Raw genomic sequence first — 19,507 nt, forward strand, 5'->3', positions numbered from 1 at the left:
TCATCCCGGCTCGGGTCGAGCGGAAGCGGGGCGGGTCCCTCCTTGGTTCTTCAGCACGAGGGGCCCGCCATGCTCTTCCAGGCAGGAAGGTGCGATGCGCTGCTCATGATGCCCCCGGCTTCAGCAGGCGGGTAAGGGCCCTCACGTTGTCATTTGCCTCGGGCTGCGAGCAGTTGGGCTCGGGTGTAGGTCACCGTGCCGGGGGCGTCGCGCAGGAGCTCGAACAGCGCTCGCGGTGCCGCGGGATCGTCGGGACGTACCGCGGGGGCGGAGATGTCGTCGAGGAGGACATCGACGAGGCGGGCGAGGGTGAGGCAGCCGTTGCCCGAGTAGCCGTAGCCGATGCCCCAGCCGTCCCGTTCGGGTGCCAGCCACAAGGTCTGGTCTTCGGTACGGATCCAGCAGATCCCGGCGCTGAGGACGAGGGCCGCGAGCGGCGAGCGGGTCGGCAGGCGCTGCAGTGTGCAGGTGGACAGGTCCGTAGCGCCAGTGTCCGGGTCGCGCTGCAGCACGGGGACGCCGGCGACGGGATCGTGGAGGAGGACGTCGCTGTCGGCACGGCGGTCGTTGTCCAGCAGGACCTTCTCCAGGACGGTCGGTGGTTGGTCGGCATCTGCCGGGACCAGGCGCCTGGCCCACTCACGGGCGGTGGCGCAGGCCTCCGGCCGCACGCTGACCACAGCTCCGGTGTGCCAGTCCCGGCCACCGTCCCAGCGCTGCGCGAAGGCAGCGACCCGGTGGGCGAGAACGTCGCGGCGTTCGGTGATGCTCAGCCAGCCGGCGCGGCGGACCATCTCCGTCGGCTCCTCTGGGGCGGGGCGCAGCAGCGAGGCCGGTACCGCGCCAAGGACAAGGTGGGCACCGTCGCCGCCGTCGGCCGCGTTCTTGCGCAGTTCGGCGATGTAGCGGGTGGTCGACGAGTGGCCGCGGTGGCGGACTTCGCGAGCGAGGTACCAGCACAGCTCGGCCGCCGGGGACCCGTCCGGCTCGTCCGCAGCGAGCTCCGTCAACGCCGTGACTGGGGTGGCGATGTCATGCGCGGGCACCACCGCCGGTGGGGCGCCCGGCCGCCAGGCGGCGATCGAGTCACGGTCGCGCAGCGCGTGGAACCAGTACGGCGCCGGCTGTCCGAGAAGGGCCGCCAGCTCGGCCCATGTTGTGTAGTACGGCTGGTCGCCCCCGTCAACGTCATAGGCCTGGAGGTCAGGCACCCAGGGTTGGTTCACTTGGGTGCTGGTCTGTGCCACGACCACGCACGCGTATCTGTCGGCCAGGCGTGCACCGTGGTGTCGGCGCAGGGCACTGGTGACGGTCTTGGGGGCGGCGTTGCCGTCGACCAGCGAGTGCACAAGCGCGACGCCGCCGCGGTCGGTGTCCCACCGCAGCACCGCGTAACGGTCGATGAACTCCGCCCGGTCGAACACGGCTTTTCCTGCAGGCTGTTGGAGCCATTGCTGCTGGTTCGCATGGCCGTTGCCGTCGTCCGGTGCGTTCCGTGTGAACAGCGTCATGCCGTCCCCTCCCCAAGACCGTCAGCACATCCCCCTGGCCGGTAGACCAGCCCGGATTGTCTGCCGCCCCCACTCTGCCCGGCGTTGCGGCCCGGCACCCGTGAAGCACGAGAACCGGACATGGCTGACACCTGACCGCCCGACTGTTCGGCATTGAAGCCTTGCGGTACACCCACCCGCTTGGTGTCGTGGCGCGAACGAGTATCGCCGGTACGGAAGGGAGGGGACCGGCATGCTCCTCGGCGGCCGTCTTGCCCATGCAGAGCGGCTGTTGCAAGGCCGTAGAGTCGTGGGGTCAGGCTCCGGGGTGAGTGCCGTCGGGTCGTCCGACAGGCCCGGGCGCCCTTGCCGTCGGCTTGGGCTTGACCGGTGGATCTCACCTGGAGTTGCAGGCTGCCGAGTGACAAGCAGGTGCTGGTGGTCTTCACTCCAGGGAATCCAGCACAATCGGCCGCTGCCGTCATTGATTCATCGGGCGGCAGAACGGACCAGACCGAGGACCGGGTCGAGACGAAGGATGTGTCGTTCTGTCCGTCGGCCCTGAATACGCCCGTCAGGCAGTACCCGGTGAGGCAGCAGACGCAGCTCGCGGGCGAGCGGAGTCTTGTTCCACTCCGTGGGCGGGGCGGTGTCGGGGTCGTCGGGTAGATACGTTGCGGGAGCCGGGATGCTGAGACGGGCGAGATTGGCGACCTGTTCGCGGGTCAGCCGCTTGTGCCCAGGGGCTGGCATGGGCAGGGGGCAGCTGCGCTGGGGGTCGAGCCAGTAGGTGGCGTCGTCTGCGCGGTAGACGGGCAGCAGCCGTGCCGAGTCGGCGCCGAGGCGGGTGGTGAGCAGGTCGGGGTCGAGGTCGCGGTCGGTGATCGGGTAGAGGTCAGTGAGGGTGTCGGGGGCGGGTATGGCAGCGGTGTCAGCGGCCGCAGCGTATGCGGCATCCTGGCCAGCGCGCCGGTGGTCGTCGTGCAGAGCTTGTTCGGCGAGGGTGTTCAGGTCCGCGTAGACGGTTTCGATCATGGGGGTGACGGCGTCCGGGATGGCGACGGATATGTCAGCCTTCTCGGCGAGCAGGTCGCGGGTCCGGCGCAACAGGGCCTGGTCGTAGACGTTCCCCCACGCTGGTGGTGGCAGCTCCCCGGCGGGTGTCAAGACGACTAGGCGTGGGGCGGGTGCCCAGGCGGGACGGTGCCCGCGGCCGGCGAGGGAGTGGCGGTGTCCGCGGCCGGCGCGCTGAAGGAGCTGGGCGAGGGGTGCGAGGTCGGTGATGACGAGGTCGAAGTCGACGTCGAGGGACTGCTCGGCGACCTGAGTGGTCACCACGATCCACGGCTCGCGCGGTCGGCGGGCGCGAGGGCCGAGGAGAGCGAGGAGTCGGCGGGTGATGTCCTCGCGCTGCCATTGCGGCATGCGGGCGTGGAGCAGCAGGAGCTTCGGGGTGCGGGTGCCGGAGCGGGCGGCGAGGGCTTGGTAGGTGGCCTGAGCGTCAGGAACGGTGTTGCAGACGATGAGGACGGCGCCGGGGTCTTCACTGGCGTCGTAGAGCGGGGCGAGGGTTCGCCTCAGCTGTGTGGCGCGTCCGTCGGGGGCGCTGGGGTCATGGGTGTGGCGCACGAGGTGCTGGTCGACGCCGAGAAAGTGCGCGCGGGCGCTGGGGATCGTGCCAGAGTCGGTCACGACGCCGGTGGTCGAGTCCGCGAACAGCCAGCCTGGGTAGGCCGGGTCGACGGGCTGTGGGGTGGTGTGGCCGGCGCCCTGGAGGTAGGCGTGGACCAGGCGCTCGGCGAGGTGGCCGGCGAGGGTCGCGGACAGCAGTACGACGGGAGCGCCGAAGTGGCCGAGCCACTGGAGCAGGCGGACAGTGAGGGCGTGGCCGAAGGCGTCGTAGGCGTGGGCCTCGTCGATGATCACGGTTTTGCCGGACAGGCCGAGCCAGCGCAGGGTGTTGAATCGCATGGGCAGGCAGGCCATCGCGGCCTGGTCCCAGGTGCCGACTGCTGCGCCGGCGGCCAGGCCGAGGTGCTTGCGGCGCATGAAGTCGCCCGCCGTCGTGGACACCCCGTCGTCGGAGAGTTCGGTGTCGGGGGCGTCCGTGGAGTATGCCTCCTTCAGCCAGGCCATTCCGTGCAGCAGAGTCACTGGAGTGTCGGCGGCCGCGGCACGGCGTACGTAGGTGCGTACGCGGTCCCACATCGCATCGGTCGTGGCCATCGTCGGCAGCAGGACCGCGAGGCCGGGGTGGCCGGCCGCCGCGCCGAGCAGGCGGGCGCCGAAGAGTCCCGTCTCCGTCTTACCGTCACCGGTGGGTGCGGTCACCAGCAAAATCCCTGGTCCGGTCACGAGGCCGGGCAGGCGGGCGCCGATGTCGGCCTGCAGCGGGTACGGGTGGGTGATCTCCGGGAAGACGTCCGAGAACCGGGTCGCAGGCGCCCACTGTGGTGCCGCAAGCTGCAACTTCTCCACGGCTGGGCTCGCAGCGGCGAGGGCCCGCTGGAAGTGGGCCTCCCAGTCCTCATCTGCGGCAGCCAGCCAGCCGCTTTGCCGCGCCGACACCCACTGGTGCCTGGACGCGATCCAGTCCGCGAGCACCACCAGCCCGGTCACCAGCACCGCCGCTCCCGCAGGCGCCACCCGCGCCGGCGCAGCAGGGCGTCCGCACGCCCGGTGCACGACGTCCACCAAAGCGGCCCGCTGCTCCTGCCATCCCGTCGCCGTCCCGATGCGCGGCTCCGTCTTCTCCGGGTGCCGCAGCGTCACCCGGTCCAGCATGGAGCCGTAGACGCCGTGATGTCCTCCAAGGATCTGCGCCACCTGATGCGCCACCGACTTCCCCGGACGCGACGCAACGTCGTACCCGAAGTCGGCCAGGATGGACGGCAGAACGAGATGTGTCACCCGTTCATGACGTACGGAACCCTCGTTCATCCACCCTGCCGGGGATGCGAATTCTTTCCGCTGCAGGAACTCCGGTTCCGGGCCCGTCGGGGATGCCTGGAAAGAAGGGCAGCACTTCCCCAGGTCATGGAGACCAGCCCAGAACGCCACCAGAGCACGCGTCTGGCACTCCGGAACCCCGAATGATTCGGCTATAAATCTACGCTGACCTGCCGAAAGGTGAACATTCCACAGCAGCATGGCGACTGCCGCAGTATCCAGCAAATGGCACCCCAGCGGATACGGAGCCGGAAGCTCATCGAACTTTCCCCACACACAGGAACACACATCAGACTTCATAGAAATCACCTCACTGCAATGGATTATGGAAATGCCAGGTGTTCAGCCAGAACCCCCGGTAGGCGCCGACCGACCCACGAGCCGCGCAGCCACGCCTAATGCACGGAACGTGGACTCCCGCGCGGGCGGGCGGCACGGCATCGACGTGAAGATGGCGTCCATCAACTGCGGAGGACTCCCGCAGGGCAGGCGGCACTCAATCAGAAGGTCGGGGCGCGTCCAGGTCGACACACGACTCCCACACAGACGGGTGGCGCTTGATCTGATCGAACCGTGGTTCCTCGTTGAATGAAGGACTCCTGCGCAGGCAGGAGGCACGCTTGTGCGTAGCCGAGCTCGGCGAGCCGCGACGGAGGACTCCTTGCACGGGCGGGCGGCACCCGTACTCGTGCGGCACGAACAACCAGCTCACCGGAGGACTCCCGCGCAGGCGGGTGGCACGACAGGGCGTCGAGCAGTTCGGCGTCGAACCCCGGAGGACTCCCGCACGGGCGGGCGACACTGGGTGACGCGCTCTTCATGCTCGGCGGCCTCCGGAGGACTCCCGCACGGGCGGGCGCCACGACGTGTTCGACGGCAGCCCGCCGAGCCAGGGCGGAGGACTCCCGCACGGGCGGGCGGCGGTACCACGGAGGACTCCCGCACAGGCGGCAGCACTTCGCCGCCGAGTCGGTGGGACTGGAGCACGATGGAGAACTCCCGAATTGCGGGCGGCACGCGGCCATCAGCCCGAGCGCGTACGGCACGTCCGGAGGACTCCCGCACGTGCGAGCGCCACTGGCGGCACTCGCGGGGCGGCGGGTTCAGGGCCGGAGGACTCCCGCGCCGGCGGGTGGTACAGCCTGGCAGGCTAGTTGTTGGCGACCGCCCACGGAGGACTCCCGCACGGGCGGGTAGCACCGGGACGGTTTCGTGCCCTCGGGGTATCCCAGCGAGGGACTCCCGCACGGGCAGGCAGCACAGGGGCACGGCGAGCGAGGCAGTGCGGCCCGGAGCAGGATGAGACCGATGCCGGGGTCCCGCCCGGACGGGCCGCGCGGGGTGTTCCTCGCCCACTTCAAGATCCAGTGCGGAAAACCCCGGGGTAGGTGCACCGCCAGATATCGGTCCGGTGCCACCTTCCGCGACGACTCCGGCGCAACCGGACTGCACTGCCTCGCAGCCCGCGGAGTCAACATCATCGCCGGTGGACGCCCGCACGGGCGGGCGGCGCATCTGTCCTTCCGGGCCGATCGGGATCGCGTACGGAAGACTCCCGCACGGGCGGGCGGCACGCGGCCACGATCATGTGGGCCACTTTGCGCGCCGGATGGTCCCGCAGGGACGGGCGGTCATCGATCATGTGGCAGGCGAACGAGGCCTTCGGCGGAGGACTCCCACACAGGCAGGCTGCACGCGTGCAGCTCCGGAAGTGCGGACTTCTGCACCGGTTGACTCCCTCGCGGGCGGCCGCACGGCCGGGCCGCCCATTCCATACTCCTCGCCGTCCGGGTCGAAGAACGGATGACTCCCGCATGGGCGGCCCGCACACCACGTGCGCGAACAGGACCCACCAATACCGCGGAGGACCCCCGCACCGGCGGGCCGCACGTGTCCCGGGTGCGCAGGGTCAGGATGTTGAACGGAGAGCTCCCGCACGGGCGGGCTGCACCCGTTCCCGGCGGGGGCGACCGGATCGGGGATCGGAGGACTCCCGCACGGGCGGGCGGAACGGGAAAGCCCTGGACGGGTCGGCCACCGTCGACGGATGACTCCCGCGCGGGCGGGCGGCACGGCACGTACAGGGAGTGGCGGGACTCGGGGGCCGGATGACTCCCGCACAGGCGGGCTGTGCTTGAGGGTTGGCCATTTTGCCAACCCCGCCCGGAGGACCCCCGCGCCAGTAGGTTGCGGTCGTGGAAGCATCAGGCCTTGCGCCAAGCGAACCCGGCGATGAGTTGCCCCTCCCAACGCACGTATCACGACATCCGGGCCGGTGGACTCCCGCACGGGCGGGCGGCACAGCGACTGTGAGGCCAGCGCATCGTCGCGGAGCGGATGACTCCCGCGCGGGCGGGCTGCACGTCAACCAAATCACCTCGGAACAGGCCGATCCCGGAGGACTCCCGCACGGACGGGCGGCACATCTGTCCTTCCGAGCCGATCGGGATCGCGTACGGAGGACCCCCGCACGAGCGGGCAGCACAGGGATAGGAGCCCCGGACGACAGCCCCAACCGAGGGACCCCGCGTGAGCGGGTGGGACACCCTGGCCTCCGCAGAACCGGACTGCAGTTGGGATGGCATCTTCCGTCTGCGCTGGGCTCCCGCACGGGCGGGCGGCGCATCCAGGCCTCGGCGGACTGGTGCTCACTCCGCGGAGGACTCCCGCGCGGGCAGGCAGCGCCAGCCGGGCAGATCCGGCTCGACCATCACGTACGTGGGATCCCAGCTATAGGCGGGCGGCACGGATCGTATCGAGACCAAGCCGCTGTCCGCGGCGGAGGACTCCCGCGCGGGCGGCGGCACTCTACGGGGCCTTCGTGGAGGTGGTCTCGGAGTGGGCGACTCCCACGCGGGCGGGCGGCACACAGTGGCCGAAACGCTCGACGCCGGTGTGATTGGAGGACTCCCGCGCGGGCAGGCGGCACGTGTCGATGCCGACGCACGGCACGCCGTACGACGGAGGACTCCCGCACGGGCGGCACCCCCTTGCGGTACCGGGCCTCCAGCTCGAACGTCGGACGACTCCCGCACGAGCGGGCAGCACAGGCCCTGACCACGAATCCCGAGGCCGATGGCGCCCCGCACGGTCGGGCGGCACGACACCCGCGCGGGCCTCCCGGCCGCGATGTGCGGAGGACTCCCGCGCGGGCGGACGGAACTGTAACGATTTTGAGGGCCGACACGTCTACGGCGGACGACTCCCGCATGGGCGGGCGGCAAACGTCGCGGAGCTTGGTCCGGGCGAGCCCGACCGGGCGACTCCCGCTGGGGCGGGCGGCACTGGGCGGTCGAGATCATCTGGTGCGACGTCAATGGAGGACTCCCGCACGGGCGGGCGGCACATCTACGAGAACATCGACGGAGCCTTCAAGGTCGGAGGACTCCTGCACGGCCGGGCGGCGCGACTCGTAGGCGAGCGGGAAGGCGTCGGCGTGCGGAGTACTCCCGCACGGACGGGCGCACGCGATGACGAGCCCGAACCCACGGATCTCCGGCGGCGGACTCCCGCACGGCGAACGGCACTAGACGTCACCCGGGATCCACGGTGCACCGATCGGAGGAATCCCACTCAGGCGGGCGGCACACCGATTCCAACCGTCGGTCGGTGTCCAGGAACGGAGGACTGCCGCACAGGCGGGCGGCACACCGATCAGCGGCCGCTGCCAGAGAACATGTTCGGAGGACCCCCGCACACCACGGCGGGCTCTCGCACGGGCGGGCGACACAGGCCATAGCGAGTTCCAGGGCCCTCGTCGTCGGAGGCCCACCGCACGAGCGGCTGCACTGGTACTCCATCAGGTCGCGCCGATCGGTTCCCGGTGGATCCACGCATTCGCAAGCTGCTCAACGCGGTCATGGGCAACGTGCTGTACGGCAACGGTGGACACCCGCACAGGCGGGCAGCATCTACAGTGCCGGGTGGCCTGCTCGGTAGTCATTGAAGGACTCCCGCATCGGCGGAAGATCGATGCCATCTTGCGAAGACGGGAATGCACTCGCCGTCTGTACCCCAGTGGTAGGCGCCCCATGGTGGACCCCGCGCGGGCGGGACTGCAGGGGGATGGCAGCCCGGACGACAGCCTCAACCGAGGGGCCCCACATGAGCGGGTGGGACACCCTGACGTCGTCGTTCCGTTGGTCGGGTATCGACGGCCTCCGCAGGAGCGGACTGTAGTTGGGATGGCGTCTCCCGTCAGCGCTGGCCTCCCACACGGGCAGGCGACACCGGATGACCATGCCCTCCATGACGCCGGGCACCGGACGACTCCCGCACGGGCGAGCCGGCACCTCTCGTCCTGGACCGCCGCCCGGACTCGATCGGAAGACTCCGCACCGGCGGGCGGCACTGGGCGGTCGACAACATCTGGTGCAACGTCAATGGAGGACTCCCGCACGGGCGGGCGGCACAGCGAGTCGTCCTGGCCCTGCTCCTGGGTGACAGGAGGACTCCCGTACAGACGTAGCTGACAAGCCGGTCGGCACATCAGTGAGTTCGCCCTTCGGCGGATTCCCGCGCGGGCGGGCCGCCACAATCCGGGGAACTTCCCCAAGCACGACCACGCCGGACTCCCGCACGGGCAGGCGGCACTACTGCTCGACCCACCGCCGGTACTCGTACGGCAGAGGACTCCCGCACGGGCGGGCGGCACCGGATCATCTGGGACGACGCCAACGTCAGCATCGGAGGACTCCCGCGCGGGCGGGCGGCGCTTGCGCAGTGCGTCCATCCGGTAGAAGTCGTACGGAGGACTCCCGCGCGGGCGGGCTGCACTGGGCGGGCGTCCTAAGGCTTAGGAACTCGGTCGGAGGACTCCCGCACGGGCGGGCTGCACCACAGAAACGGAGTGAACACCGCGTCTGTGGCCGGAGGACTCCCGCACAGGCAGGCGGCACAGGGCCCGCGCCGTAACGCGCGGCTGGTGATCCGGAGGACTCCCGCACGGCGGGCGGCACAGGGATGGGAGCCCCGGACGACAGGCCCAAACCGAGGGACCCCGCGTGAGCGGGTGGGACACCCTGATGTCCTCAGGACCGGACTGCAGTTGGGATGGCGTCTCCCGTCTGCGCTGGACTCCCGCGCGAGCGGGCGACACATCCCCATCCTCACCGAGGGCATGACGCTGACCGGAGGACTCCGCACAGGCGGACGGTACCCCTTCGGCTGTTCGGTCGGTGCTCGCCCACGGAGGGCTCCCGAACGGGCGGGCAGCAAAGGCCTTGCCCACGAATGTCGATGGCCGATGGCGCCCCGCAGGGGCGGGCGGCACGAGACCCGCGCGAGCCTCCCGGCTGCGATGTGCGGAGGACTCCCGCGCGGGCGGGCAGCACTGCCGGCACTCGCCCTGCGGCGGGTTCAGCGCCGGAGGACTCCCGCGCGGCAGGGCGGCACGGAGCTCCTCTTCGGATGCCGTGTGGATCTCCGGAAGACTCCCGCGCGGACGGCACGCCATGCCCGGCACGACCATCACTGCCATCAACGGAGGACTCCCGCGCGGGCTGGCGACACTGCGTCGTCCGGTCTAGCCAGTACGAGGCAGCCGGAGGACTCCCGCGCGGGCGGGCGGCACTGGCACGGGGTCGGCCCCGGGCCGCGGTACACAGGAGGACTCCCGCGCGGCCGGGCGCACGCGCGCTCCGCCAGCTCCGCGTTCGGCACGGTCGGAGGACTCCCGCGCGGCCGGGCAGCACACTTCGCGCCCTGCCCATTTCCAAGGGCTTTGCTCTTTTGTTATCAACGTTCGAAGCCTGAAGGCCGTGGGGTTGGTGTGCGCTCTACGCCCGGATGAGGGGAGCTATGGAGAGCAGTCCCGTGCCGAAGGCGCGGCCCCGGCCGATGCCGGCGGTGAGTGCCGCGTGGAGTGCGGTGGTGTCGGTAATGGTGGCGGTTCCTTCGAAGCGGGTGACGCGGCCTCGGATGCGGATGCGTTTACCTTCGTGGTCGGGGTCGTTCTTCCATCCGGCGATGTCAGGTTGAGCCGCTGAGCTGGTGGTGTGCGTATGGGGTGCGAGGCCGGCAGTAGTGGCGCGTTCGTGCCACCACTGGGTGGCGTCGTCGCCGTGGAGGTGCATGCGGCGACCCCGCTTGAGCCGTCCCTTCTCGTCTCGTTCTGTAGTCGCGGCATCGCGGGTGCAGCGCATGGGCTCGGTGTGGATGCGGTAGCGGATGGGGGTGCCGGGTTGGCACCAGGTGAGCAGGGGGGTGAGGTCACGTTCGTCGGTGGCGGTGGCGTAGCCGATGGGGAGGGCGTCGAGGTTGAGCGGGTGGGTGGACTGGATGAGGAGGGTGTGGCCGCGGGGGTGGTGTTCGAGGCGGAAGAGGATGCCGGCTGCTTGGCGGGGGCTGTCGCCGAGGTGGTCGGGGGCGAGGGTGAGGACGGTGCGGTGGAGTGAGTGGACGTTGCGGAGGTCGCGGGCGGCCTCGGTTGACAGGGGGTTGAGTTTGAGTCGGGTGAGGTGGGCGGTGGAGGTCATGGTGGTGCTCCGTTGTGGGTTCCCGCGTGGGCGGGTGGGGGTCGTCAGGTGGTGCGGTGGGCGGTGAGTGCGTTGAGGTAGGCGGTTCCGAGGCCGGCGCATCGGGTGGTGGGGAGGTGTCGTGTGGTCTCCCACAGGCGGCGGGTGGTGAAGGTGCGGCCGGGGCGGGAGACGTCGTCGATGGTGTGGGTGTGGGGGGTGGTGGGGGTGGGTGCGTGTTCGCTGAGGAAGGTCACCGGCACTGTGTCGCCGGTGCGGGGGGCTGGGCGGTGGAGGGGGAGGTGTTCGAGGGCGGTGTCGGGGTTCTTGGTGGTGGTGATGAAGACGGGGGTGTCGGGTCGGCAGGCGCGACGGCCGAGGTGGGGCGGGTAGACAGGGGTGCGCAGGGCGGTGGCGAGGTCGTCGATGAGCGGGGCTGGTCCGGTAACGGCGATGGTGAAGGCGGCGTCGTGGAGGTACCAGTCGCGGAAGACGATTGCGTTGCCGCGGTGTCCGCCTTCGGCGGTGGGGACGGTGTGGTGTTTCGGGTGCCCGCCGCCCACGGTGTGGAAGTCGAGAAGGCGTTGTCCGGGCCGGTCGATGCGGATCGTGTGGCTGAGGTGGTCGAGGTCGCTGAGGTCGCTTCCACGGGAGCGGCCTTGTGCGGCGGCGAGGAGGCCGGTGATGCCGCTGCGGGTGGGGTGGGGGTGGCTGGTGCGGGTGGTGCCGCCTTGGGGGCCGCCCCAGAATTGCGGCCCGGAGAGGTGTAGGAGGAGTGCGGGGGTCACTGCTGGCCTGCCGGTGTGAGGGCGGCCTCGGTGATGGTGGTGACGAGGGCGTCGAGGCGGGGGATGTGGGTGCCGAGGGCGGTCACACCAGTCAGGTCGGCGGTGCCGGAGTGCGCGGCGGCCAGAAGATTTTCGTCGCCGAGGAAGCGGTTGACGGCTGCGGCGTGGTGGTCGAGCGCAGTGATGCTGGGGCCGGTCCAGCCGGAGGTGTCGTCCGCTGTGACGGGGGCTTCGAAGGCGCCGGCGAGGTTCATGGGCTGGTCGGTGCGGGCGGTGATGTGGACCAGGGCGGGCGGGGTGAAGGGGGCGGTGCTGTTCTTCTTGGCGGTCGGGACGTGGCGGGCGAACTCGGTCAGGAAGGCGTAGACGAGTTCGCGGGCCATGGCCTGGTCGTTGTCGAGGTTGCGCAGGAGTTCGTCGACGTTGATGGTGGCGTAGCGGTAGAAGGTGCCGGAGGCGTGGGCGTGCTGGCCCATGTGGGCGGAGCCGTTGTCGGTTCCGGGGATGTCGTCGACGGCGGTGAAGAAGTCGGGCTGTTCTTCGCCGGCGTGGGTGGTGATGGCGTGGGCGACGGCGATGGAGCCGTCGACGGTGGCTTCGGGGGTGTTGGCGAGCATCCGGCCGAAGGCGGCTATGGAGCCGTTGCGCCGGCACAGGATGGTGCGGACGGTGTCCTTGAGTTCAGCGATTTTGGCCTTGGTGTCCTTATCCAGCACGGGTGCCTTGGTTTTGGTCTTGGGCTTGGTTTTGTCGGCGGCTTCGGCCTGGGCGCGGGCCTGTTCGGCGGCCGGGGCGAGCAGGTCGCGGTGGGTGGCGGCGAGGTCGGCGAGGTCGGTGATTGCCGATTCGGGGACGAAGAGCATGACGTTGGTGGTGCCGGCTTCGGCGAGCTTCATGCCGGAGAACTGGGCTGTCAGCGCGATGGCCTGGCCGGCGTCGAGGGCGTCCTGCTGGCTCCAGCCGCGGGTGCGGAGCTCGGCGGCGACCTTTTCCGGGATGCGGCGGGTACGCAGAGCTCGGTCGCCGAGGACGGTCTCGGTGTTAATGCGGCAGCCGCGCTTTTGGCAGGCGGAGGAGATCCGGGTGCGTTCGACGCCGCCGAGGAGGGCGATCTTGGGGGAGCCAAACTCGTCGCGGTTGAGGTTGGACAGGGGGTAGGCGTGCAGAACGTGGACATCGATGACAAGGCTCATGCGGGGATCTCCTCGGGGGTTTCGGTGAGGCGGGTGAGGTCGGGGCTGTAGTGGCTTTGCATCCAGGCGTCGGCGATCTGGGTGCGGTACTTCGGCCAGCCGTTCAGATCGCGCAGCAGCCGGGGCCAGGAGACGGGGATGCCGGCTGCCGTCATGCGGGTCACGGGTCGGTGCAGCAGTGCGAGGGCCGGTTGGAGGCGGCGCTGGCGGGCTACGCGTTCCAGGAGGTCGGCGGTGCTGTCCTCACGCAGGACGCCTTGGCGCACGGCACGCTCGAGGGACCAGCCGAGGTTGCCGTGTGCGGGGTCGTACAGGATGGGGGTGGTGCGGTCGGTGGTGGGGTTGGCGGCCTGGTGGGCGTAGAGGCCGGCGACGGCAAGGTGCGCGAGGGTGGCGTCTGGGCCCCAGTTGGGGATGCGGGGGCGCAGGTGGCGCATCATGCGCCAGGACTCGTCCAGGCGGCGGATGTTGAGGCCGTCTCTCAGGTCGCGGCGGCCCTGTGGGGTGGAGCAGACGTCGGCGACGTAGCGCATGTAGGCGGTGTCGCGGGCGAGCCACCGGGGCGGCTCGAGACTCTGGCCGGTCGTCTCTTCTGCCGGACTCGCCAGGGAATCGGAGTGGGTCATCGGTTCTTCCGGGTGGCTGCAGGCCGTCAGGCTGCCGGGCGGCGGGGGCCTGCGGTCTGGCGGGGCGATCGGGTGAGTTGAGCGCGGGCCTCGGCGGTGGCCCGGCGGCCACGGGCCGTGGACTTCAGTGCGCTGGCGTTGATGTCGAAACAGGCAATTGCCAGGGGCTGAAAGGCGGGAGGTGTGTCGGGGTTGGTGATGGCGGTCCAGAACTCGGTCTCGGCGCGTTCCCAGTACCGTGCGGCGCTTTGGTCGACGAAGCCGTGCTGTTCGTCCTTGTGACGTAGAGGGTTGGCTCCGCGCCAGGCCGCTGAGAGGGCGCGGCGCAGCTGCCAGGCCCAGGCCTCGGCGCTGCGGTGGGTGGCGGCGATCGCGGCCGCGCTGTCAGGGTCGGCTTCGGCGAGGTGCCGCAGCACGGGCGGGGTAGTGGCGCTGTACCAGGCGCGGTCGAGGTCGCGGCGCTCCTGGTCCCAGCCCAGGGCGCGGACGCCGAGGTGGGCGAGGAGGTCGGGGTCGAGTTCGGCGAGGTGGTCGAAGACGGTGGGGCGGCGCAGGGTGTTCTTGTCGCCGGGCCGTTGGTGGAGAAGCAGAGCGTCCAGGTCGCGCCAGACGGCGCGGCTGCGGGAAGCGCGCAAGGGGCCGCCGGTGTCGCGTTCGATGACGTACGGGTCGGTCGCGGGCGGGAGATCGGTGGTGGTGCCCCAGGTGATCCGGCATCCGACGGTCCGGCCGGTGTCATCGCCGTTCAGCAGGACGGCGTGGGCGGCACGTCCGGCAAGGAGAGATGCGGGGCCGGCGGGTGGCTGAGAAGTCAGGGGATCGGGGAGGTTCTCGTTCTCCCAGGGGGCCAGGTCGATACCGGGGTTGGTGGGCCAGGTGCTTGGTGCGGGTACGGAGAGGACGAGGGTGGTGAAGAGGCTGTCGGGGTGGTGGGGGAAGTAGGAGATGACGGCGCGGTGGGGGCCGGCCTTCACGATGTGGCTGCTGCGGCCGGCGCGGCTACGCGTCCCGGCGGTGCCGGAAGGGCCGTAGCCGATCCAGGCCAGCAGCCAGGCGACGGCATCCTTCGCGCCGACGGGGACGTCCTGGGGGGTGGGATCCGTCCACAGGGCGTTCGCGCCGGACGCGCGGGTCATCACCAGCCGGCCAGGGGACGCCACGTCACCGCCCTCATCTGCTAGGCGCGGGTCCTGAAGAAACGGGCGGGGCCCGCCGTACAGGCGCCACCGCTCTGGCGCCGGGTCGAAGTAGTCGGCGATCCGGGCCGTGTCGAACCGTCCGTACTCCAGGAGGTCCTCGCGGATGTCGAGCCAGGTCTCGCCGTGCGGGGTGTCGAGGCCGCCGACGCGGAGGGTGATCGCGGCTAGGACGCGGCGCCACATCGCCTCGATCGGCGGTTCGAGCACATCGAGGTCGGCCAGCAGATGCGCGGCGGTCAGCAGAGACCGAAGGCCGACCATGGCAGTTGCTCCGTCCGTCGCACCGGGGACCAGACCGGCCAGCTCCTCGGCCTCGTCCGCCGTGAGACCAGCGCGGACGCGGACCGGGACACAGGGGTCACGGTCAACACGAAATGGGTGCGACATGATGCTCCTTCCTCGTACTCCAACGACCTCCCGGAGCGGCATCAGTGCAGCTCAGGGCAGTGAGCGAGCGTCATGGAAGCAGCCGCTACGACGTGGCGCAAAACAGCCGCTGTGACCGGATGCTGACGAGGCGTCCTGTTGTCAGAGGTGGTGGGTAAGGTCCGGCGGCTCACTACCGGGCGGGGCAGGCGACCGCTTTCCGCGCGGCCTCTTCCCGAACAGCTCCGGTTGCCACGCAGGTGCCCTGGTCGCTGCTAACTGCGTCGCTGCGGACCCTTGGTGACGGCCCGCCAGTTGATCGCTAATCGGGCAGAGAGGTTGGTCAGCGACCATCAGTGATTCGAGGCCTTCACAGTGGACCTCACGGGACGCATATCGAGGCCCACGGTGAATCTCCACGCTCGTCGGAAACGGCGTGTGAGATATTGCACAGCTCTACGACCGGCGTCTGGAGAAGCCCAACAGCATCGCCTACCCGCGTCGCTGGCAATCCGAGTGGCCTGGGTGGCTGACTCGCGCCCGGCCGCCGCGAGCAGCCGCCCGCGCCGCCCCCGTCCTCGTCCCCGCGCTTGACTGACTTGGTCTTTCCCCGCACCGCCGCTCGTCGCGCGCGTCGTTACTGGTAAAGGTGTGAAACCCGGACGGGGTAGGCCGGTACGCCGGTGGATACTGCCGGGGTGCTGAACGATCTGAAGAGCGCGCTGGCCGCGCTGGAGTCCCACCAGCCCGGCTCTCTGCTGGGACTGCGAGAGACCCAGTGGCTCGACGCGAAGAGCGGCCCGTACCAGCTGGCGGACCCCAAGGCGGTCGAGGAACTCGCCAAGGATGTAGCCGGGTTCGCCAACGGGGGCGGCGGGGTCATCGTCATCGGCATAGCCACTCGCCTGGAGCATGACGAAGAGGTCCTGGACCACATCGTCGGTGTCGACCCGGCGACGGTGAACATGGACCAGATCCGCAAGCTGATCCGTCAATGGATTACTCCGGCACCTCGGTGCGTGCGCGTCGGATGGTCCGGCGCGGACGGCGAGCGGGTGGCGTTCATCGACGTTCCCACGCAGGCTGGCGACACGCTCTTCGTCGTGCCGGCACCGGTGGGCAAGCCTGGTTCGCCGCGCACGGACACGGTCGCCGTGCCGAGGCGGGACGGCGACAGCACGTATTGGCTGCCGCGGACCGAGATCCAGCAGCTGCTCTCCGCCGGTGTCCGAGCCTCCGGCATGACCACCGCCCAGGCCCTCACCGAGCTCGTACGGCGGGCCACGTCGAAAGCTGGGCCGGACAGCGGGCTGCGGGTCGGGCAGGGCGTGCCCGAGCGCGAGCGGGAGATGCGTGCGGCCTATGAGCAGCTGGCCGACGCAGGGCTGGGCCAGCCGGCCGGAGAGGCGTGGGCGCAGGGCTCAGCTGCTCTGCAGGATCTGCACCACGAACAGGACGGCGTGCCGGGCTGGGTGCTGTGTCTGGTGGCCGGGCGCCCTCCGGCGGCCGTCGCCGCGCCCGTCTGGCAGGCGATCGTCGAAGCCGGTCGGCATGCACCGGGCCAGGACCCGCTCGCGGCCATCGGTTTGCCCTGTCCGCCGAAGGACACGGACACGGCGTGGGTGATCGCGGCCGACGCCCGAAGTGTGGACCTTGACGGCGGATCGTGGGGCGCGGGCCGCCTGACACGTTCGGAGGGCGGCGTGTGGCGGTGGCAGCCGCTCCCCCGCTTCAGCCTCAACCAGGGCCGGTCGGCCGAGATCGGGACCTCCGGCCAGACACCGGCGCTGCGCTTGCGCGCCCTGGTGAACCTGCCCTGGGCCGACCCGGGCACGCTGGAGGTCAGCAAACCCCGGCGTACGCTGCTCGAACAGCAGCTGCCGCACAGCGCGGTGGCCGGCGCGCTGACGATGCTGTCCCGGCGCCGGGGCGCGGATCTGCCCGCCGCTCGCTGGGAGCGGGGGCCCTTTGGCAACTCGGCCCGTTCCGTCGGCTACGTGTGCACGATCGCTGGGCCGGACGGCGGCCCGGCCGTGAAGGCGTCCGTCATGCTCGCCCTGGCCACCACGATGGAGTCCACCGTGGTCGCCTGCGCGGACGTCCTGATCGAGAACCCGGAGGCGTGGGCCGCGGTCCTGGGTGCCGGCGAGGACACGCAGCTGGGCCTCGACGAGGTCCAGGCCGTGCTGCTCGCCGCGTGGGAGACGGCCGCCGAGCTGCTGCCCGATGTCGTCGGCGACCCGGCCGGGCTGTCGTGGGCCGCCCCGCCCACCACCGAACTGCGGATGACCTGCGAACAGCCTGCCGACAACGGCGTCCTGCCGGATCTGGACACGCGCGTCGACCTGACGTCGCTCGGCCCCAACGACGGCGGCCCCAGGTCGCGGATGGCCGTCACCATCACCGCGGCGCCGGCCATGATCCGCGCAGAGCGCCAGCGCCTGCTGCGGGAGGCGCTGGCGTACATGGTTGGCCAGTTCGGGTACGTCGACGCGGAGATGGACCTGCTGTAGGACCAGGCCATCTCACTGGTCGGGACCCACCGCTGTCACGGCCCTCTCGCCCGCCGCCGGGGAGGCCGACAGGACCTCGACGGTGGCCGGAGGGTTACCCAGTTGCTTCCCAGGCACGTGCTTCATCGGGTCGGGCGAGTCGGTCGTGTTCCGAACGCGCGGTCTCAAGCAGGCGGCGCCAGGACGTGACCAGGGGGCGCCGTCGCAGGAGAGCCCGCCGTTCACGTTCGGTCATGCCGCCCCAGATTCCGTGCTCGATCCGGTGATCGAGGGCGTAGGCCAGGCACTCGGTACGCACCGGGCAGCCGGTGCACAGGGCCTTGGCTCTGTTCTGGGCCGCGCCCTCGACGAAAAGCTCGTCCGGATCAGCGGTTCTACAGACCGCTCGCTCACCCCAGGTCTCCTGGTCTTCCCCGTCCACCCCGATGCCGCCCTCTCCCCGGTCCGGCCCGCCGCACTCCCCTGGGCAGGCGCAGTCCGAGAACGGTACGGCAAACGCCCGCGGCATGGGACATCGTCGTATTGGGGCAATCCCTTCGGGTGAAGGGGCCTTGACGAAGGCCCCAACGCCTCGTGACCAGCCTCATCCGGTTCCCGGGCAACCGGGCATGGCGGGCAGCGAGGCCTCGCCCGTCAGGGCACTGGTGCGTCGCCTGATCGCCGCGAACATGTCGGCGCGGTCCTTCCTGATCGGGTAGTCGATCCGGTCGTAGCGCAGTTGGAGAGCGGCGCTGCGATCCGGGGACTTGAGGAGGACCAGACCGAGGCTGCCCCCGGGCGTCAGGTCGCGGTGACCGCAGAGTTCCAGCGGCAGACCGTGGTGCGGGTCGGTCAGGGCCTGCACCAGCTCGGCGCGGCGCAAGCCGGTATCGGAGTCGTGCTCGAGCTGAAGGATCCACCACTCCCCCAGGCGCGCCTCGTGTCCGGTGACGACCTGGGGGACAGCGACGGTGTGGAGGAGTCCGAGGCGGCGGAGCAGTCCGCTGGGGAGCCAGGCGGCGTCGCGCCAGGTGGACTCGTAAGCGATCGGCTGGCGTTCGGTGTCCCACTGCTTCTCGTAGGGGGTCCAGGCGTCGCCGGCCAGCCAGCAGGCCTCACCGCCGTTGCGCTGGATCCGCTGCGCGAGGGCCGTCTCGGCCTTCTGGAAGGCGCGGCGCGAGGGGCCGGTGAGCCGGATGCTGGTGTGCTGCCCGAGACGGCGGAGCTCGATGCCGCGATCGGTGCGTGCGCAGATTCTCACCCCGTTGAGCCCGTAGATCTCGTCTCGCCCGGCGCGCATCGGCGAGCGGCAGGGCAGCAGTCCGCTCAGCAGGCTGTCGAGGCTCGAGTTGCTCTCCAGGTGGAGCCGGATGCCGTGCGAGGTGGGCTGTACGTACCGGATGCCGAAGGGGTACTCGAAGAAGTGCCGCTGTGTGTTGAGGATCCAGTAGAACACCTCCGATTCCAGCAGGAGTTGTTCGTGCTGGGCCGGTGCCGGGATGAGGGGGGCGTCGGGCTCCAAGGCAGCGACGGCCTCACATGCGGCCTGGTAGGGGGCGCCGGTGTAGAGGGCGTATGTCCGGGCGCGGCTGCTGATCTGGTTCGCCGGCATGGCGGGTACCTTTCGCTCCGCTCCGTCGGCCCGCGGAGCGTGAGGAACAGGCACTGGTGTGCGGTGGTGCGGTCAGTGAAATGGCGCTGATCGAAGCCGAGCTTCTTCGCCTCCGCCTTGAACCAATGGGCCGAGTTCGCGTGAGGAGCAGCAGACCGATGCCGCAAGGCGCCACCATATCCATCGATCTCAACTCCAACGGGGCGCCGCGCCGCACACTCCCTGATCAGACCGAAGCCCTGGGAGAGAGGAGCGCCGCGTGCCGAGGGCCGCAGGAGGCAGTGCCCTTCCTCTCCCGGCTGTGGAGGCCGAGCCCGGCTGGTGCGTGCGACGGCTG

The 19,507-nt window shown here is 70.4% G+C and carries 10 protein-coding genes; 1 reads left to right on the forward strand and 9 read right to left on the reverse strand.

All coding sequences use genetic code 11. The features are described 5' to 3' along the window. Nucleotides 1-149: 149 nt before the first annotated feature. The 7 genes from JS756_RS16020 to casA all read right to left on the reverse strand — a co-directional run bounded on the left by JS756_RS16020 (nt 150) and on the right by casA (nt 15,087). Nucleotides 150-1,511: a hypothetical protein gene (locus JS756_RS16020; RefSeq protein ID WP_205383794.1), complete on the reverse strand. Its 1,362-nt coding sequence runs from the start codon at nt 1,509-1,511 to the stop codon at nt 150-152. A 468-nt stretch (nt 1,512-1,979) separates the two neighbouring features. Next, nucleotides 1,980-4,739 (reverse strand): CRISPR-associated helicase Cas3', encoded by a 2,760-nt coding sequence (gene cas3, locus JS756_RS16025; RefSeq protein ID WP_205383795.1) that lies wholly within the window; start codon nt 4,737-4,739, stop codon nt 1,980-1,982. 5,477 nt (nt 4,740-10,216) lie between these two features. Continuing rightward, nucleotides 10,217-10,915 carry a type I-E CRISPR-associated protein Cas6/Cse3/CasE gene (gene cas6e / locus JS756_RS16030; protein WP_205383796.1) on the reverse strand — a complete coding sequence of 233 codons (699 nt, stop codon included), beginning with the start codon at nt 10,913-10,915 and terminating at the stop codon, nt 10,217-10,219. Nucleotides 10,916-10,959: 44 nt separating this feature from the next. Then, nucleotides 10,960-11,682 (reverse strand): type I-E CRISPR-associated protein Cas5/CasD, encoded by a 723-nt coding sequence (cas5e, locus tag JS756_RS16035; RefSeq protein WP_205383797.1) that lies wholly within the window; start codon nt 11,680-11,682, stop codon nt 10,960-10,962. Beyond that, complete coding sequence (gene cas7e / locus JS756_RS16040; RefSeq protein ID WP_205383798.1) at nt 11,679-12,875, reverse strand: type I-E CRISPR-associated protein Cas7/Cse4/CasC; 1,197 nt, start codon at nt 12,873-12,875, stop codon at nt 11,679-11,681. Before cas7e ends, cas5e begins: the two co-directional genes overlap by 4 nt. Then, nucleotides 12,872-13,501, reverse strand: coding sequence for a type I-E CRISPR-associated protein Cse2/CasB (casB, locus tag JS756_RS16045; RefSeq protein ID WP_205383799.1), 630 nt, complete (start codon nt 13,499-13,501; stop codon nt 12,872-12,874). Before casB ends, cas7e begins: the two co-directional genes overlap by 4 nt. Nucleotides 13,502-13,527: 26 nt before the next feature. Further along, entirely contained in the window at nt 13,528-15,087 is a 1,560-nt protein-coding gene (gene casA / locus JS756_RS16050; protein ID WP_205383800.1) for a type I-E CRISPR-associated protein Cse1/CasA, read from the reverse strand. 677 nt (nt 15,088-15,764) lie between these two features. On the opposite strand from casA, the gene JS756_RS16055 reads away from it, so the two are divergent. After that, nucleotides 15,765-17,579, forward strand: coding sequence for an RNA-binding domain-containing protein (locus JS756_RS16055; protein WP_205383801.1), 1,815 nt, complete (start codon nt 15,765-15,767; stop codon nt 17,577-17,579). Nucleotides 17,580-17,673: 94 nt separating this feature from the next. Here the strand turns inward: JS756_RS16055 and JS756_RS16060 are convergent, their stop codons facing one another. Together JS756_RS16060 and JS756_RS16065 are read right to left on the reverse strand one after the other, a co-directional pair. Beyond that, nucleotides 17,674-18,087 (reverse strand): WhiB family transcriptional regulator, encoded by a 414-nt coding sequence (locus JS756_RS16060; protein ID WP_205383802.1) that lies wholly within the window; start codon nt 18,085-18,087, stop codon nt 17,674-17,676. A 75-nt stretch (nt 18,088-18,162) separates the two neighbouring features. Continuing rightward, a complete protein-coding gene (locus JS756_RS16065; RefSeq protein WP_205383803.1) occupies nt 18,163-19,170 on the reverse strand; it encodes a hypothetical protein in 1,008 nt (335 codons plus the stop codon). Nucleotides 19,171-19,507: the final 337 nt, after the last annotated feature.

This window comes from Streptomyces actuosus (assembly GCF_016921115.1).
Taxonomy (GTDB): domain Bacteria; phylum Actinomycetota; class Actinomycetes; order Streptomycetales; family Streptomycetaceae; genus Streptomyces; species Streptomyces actuosus_A.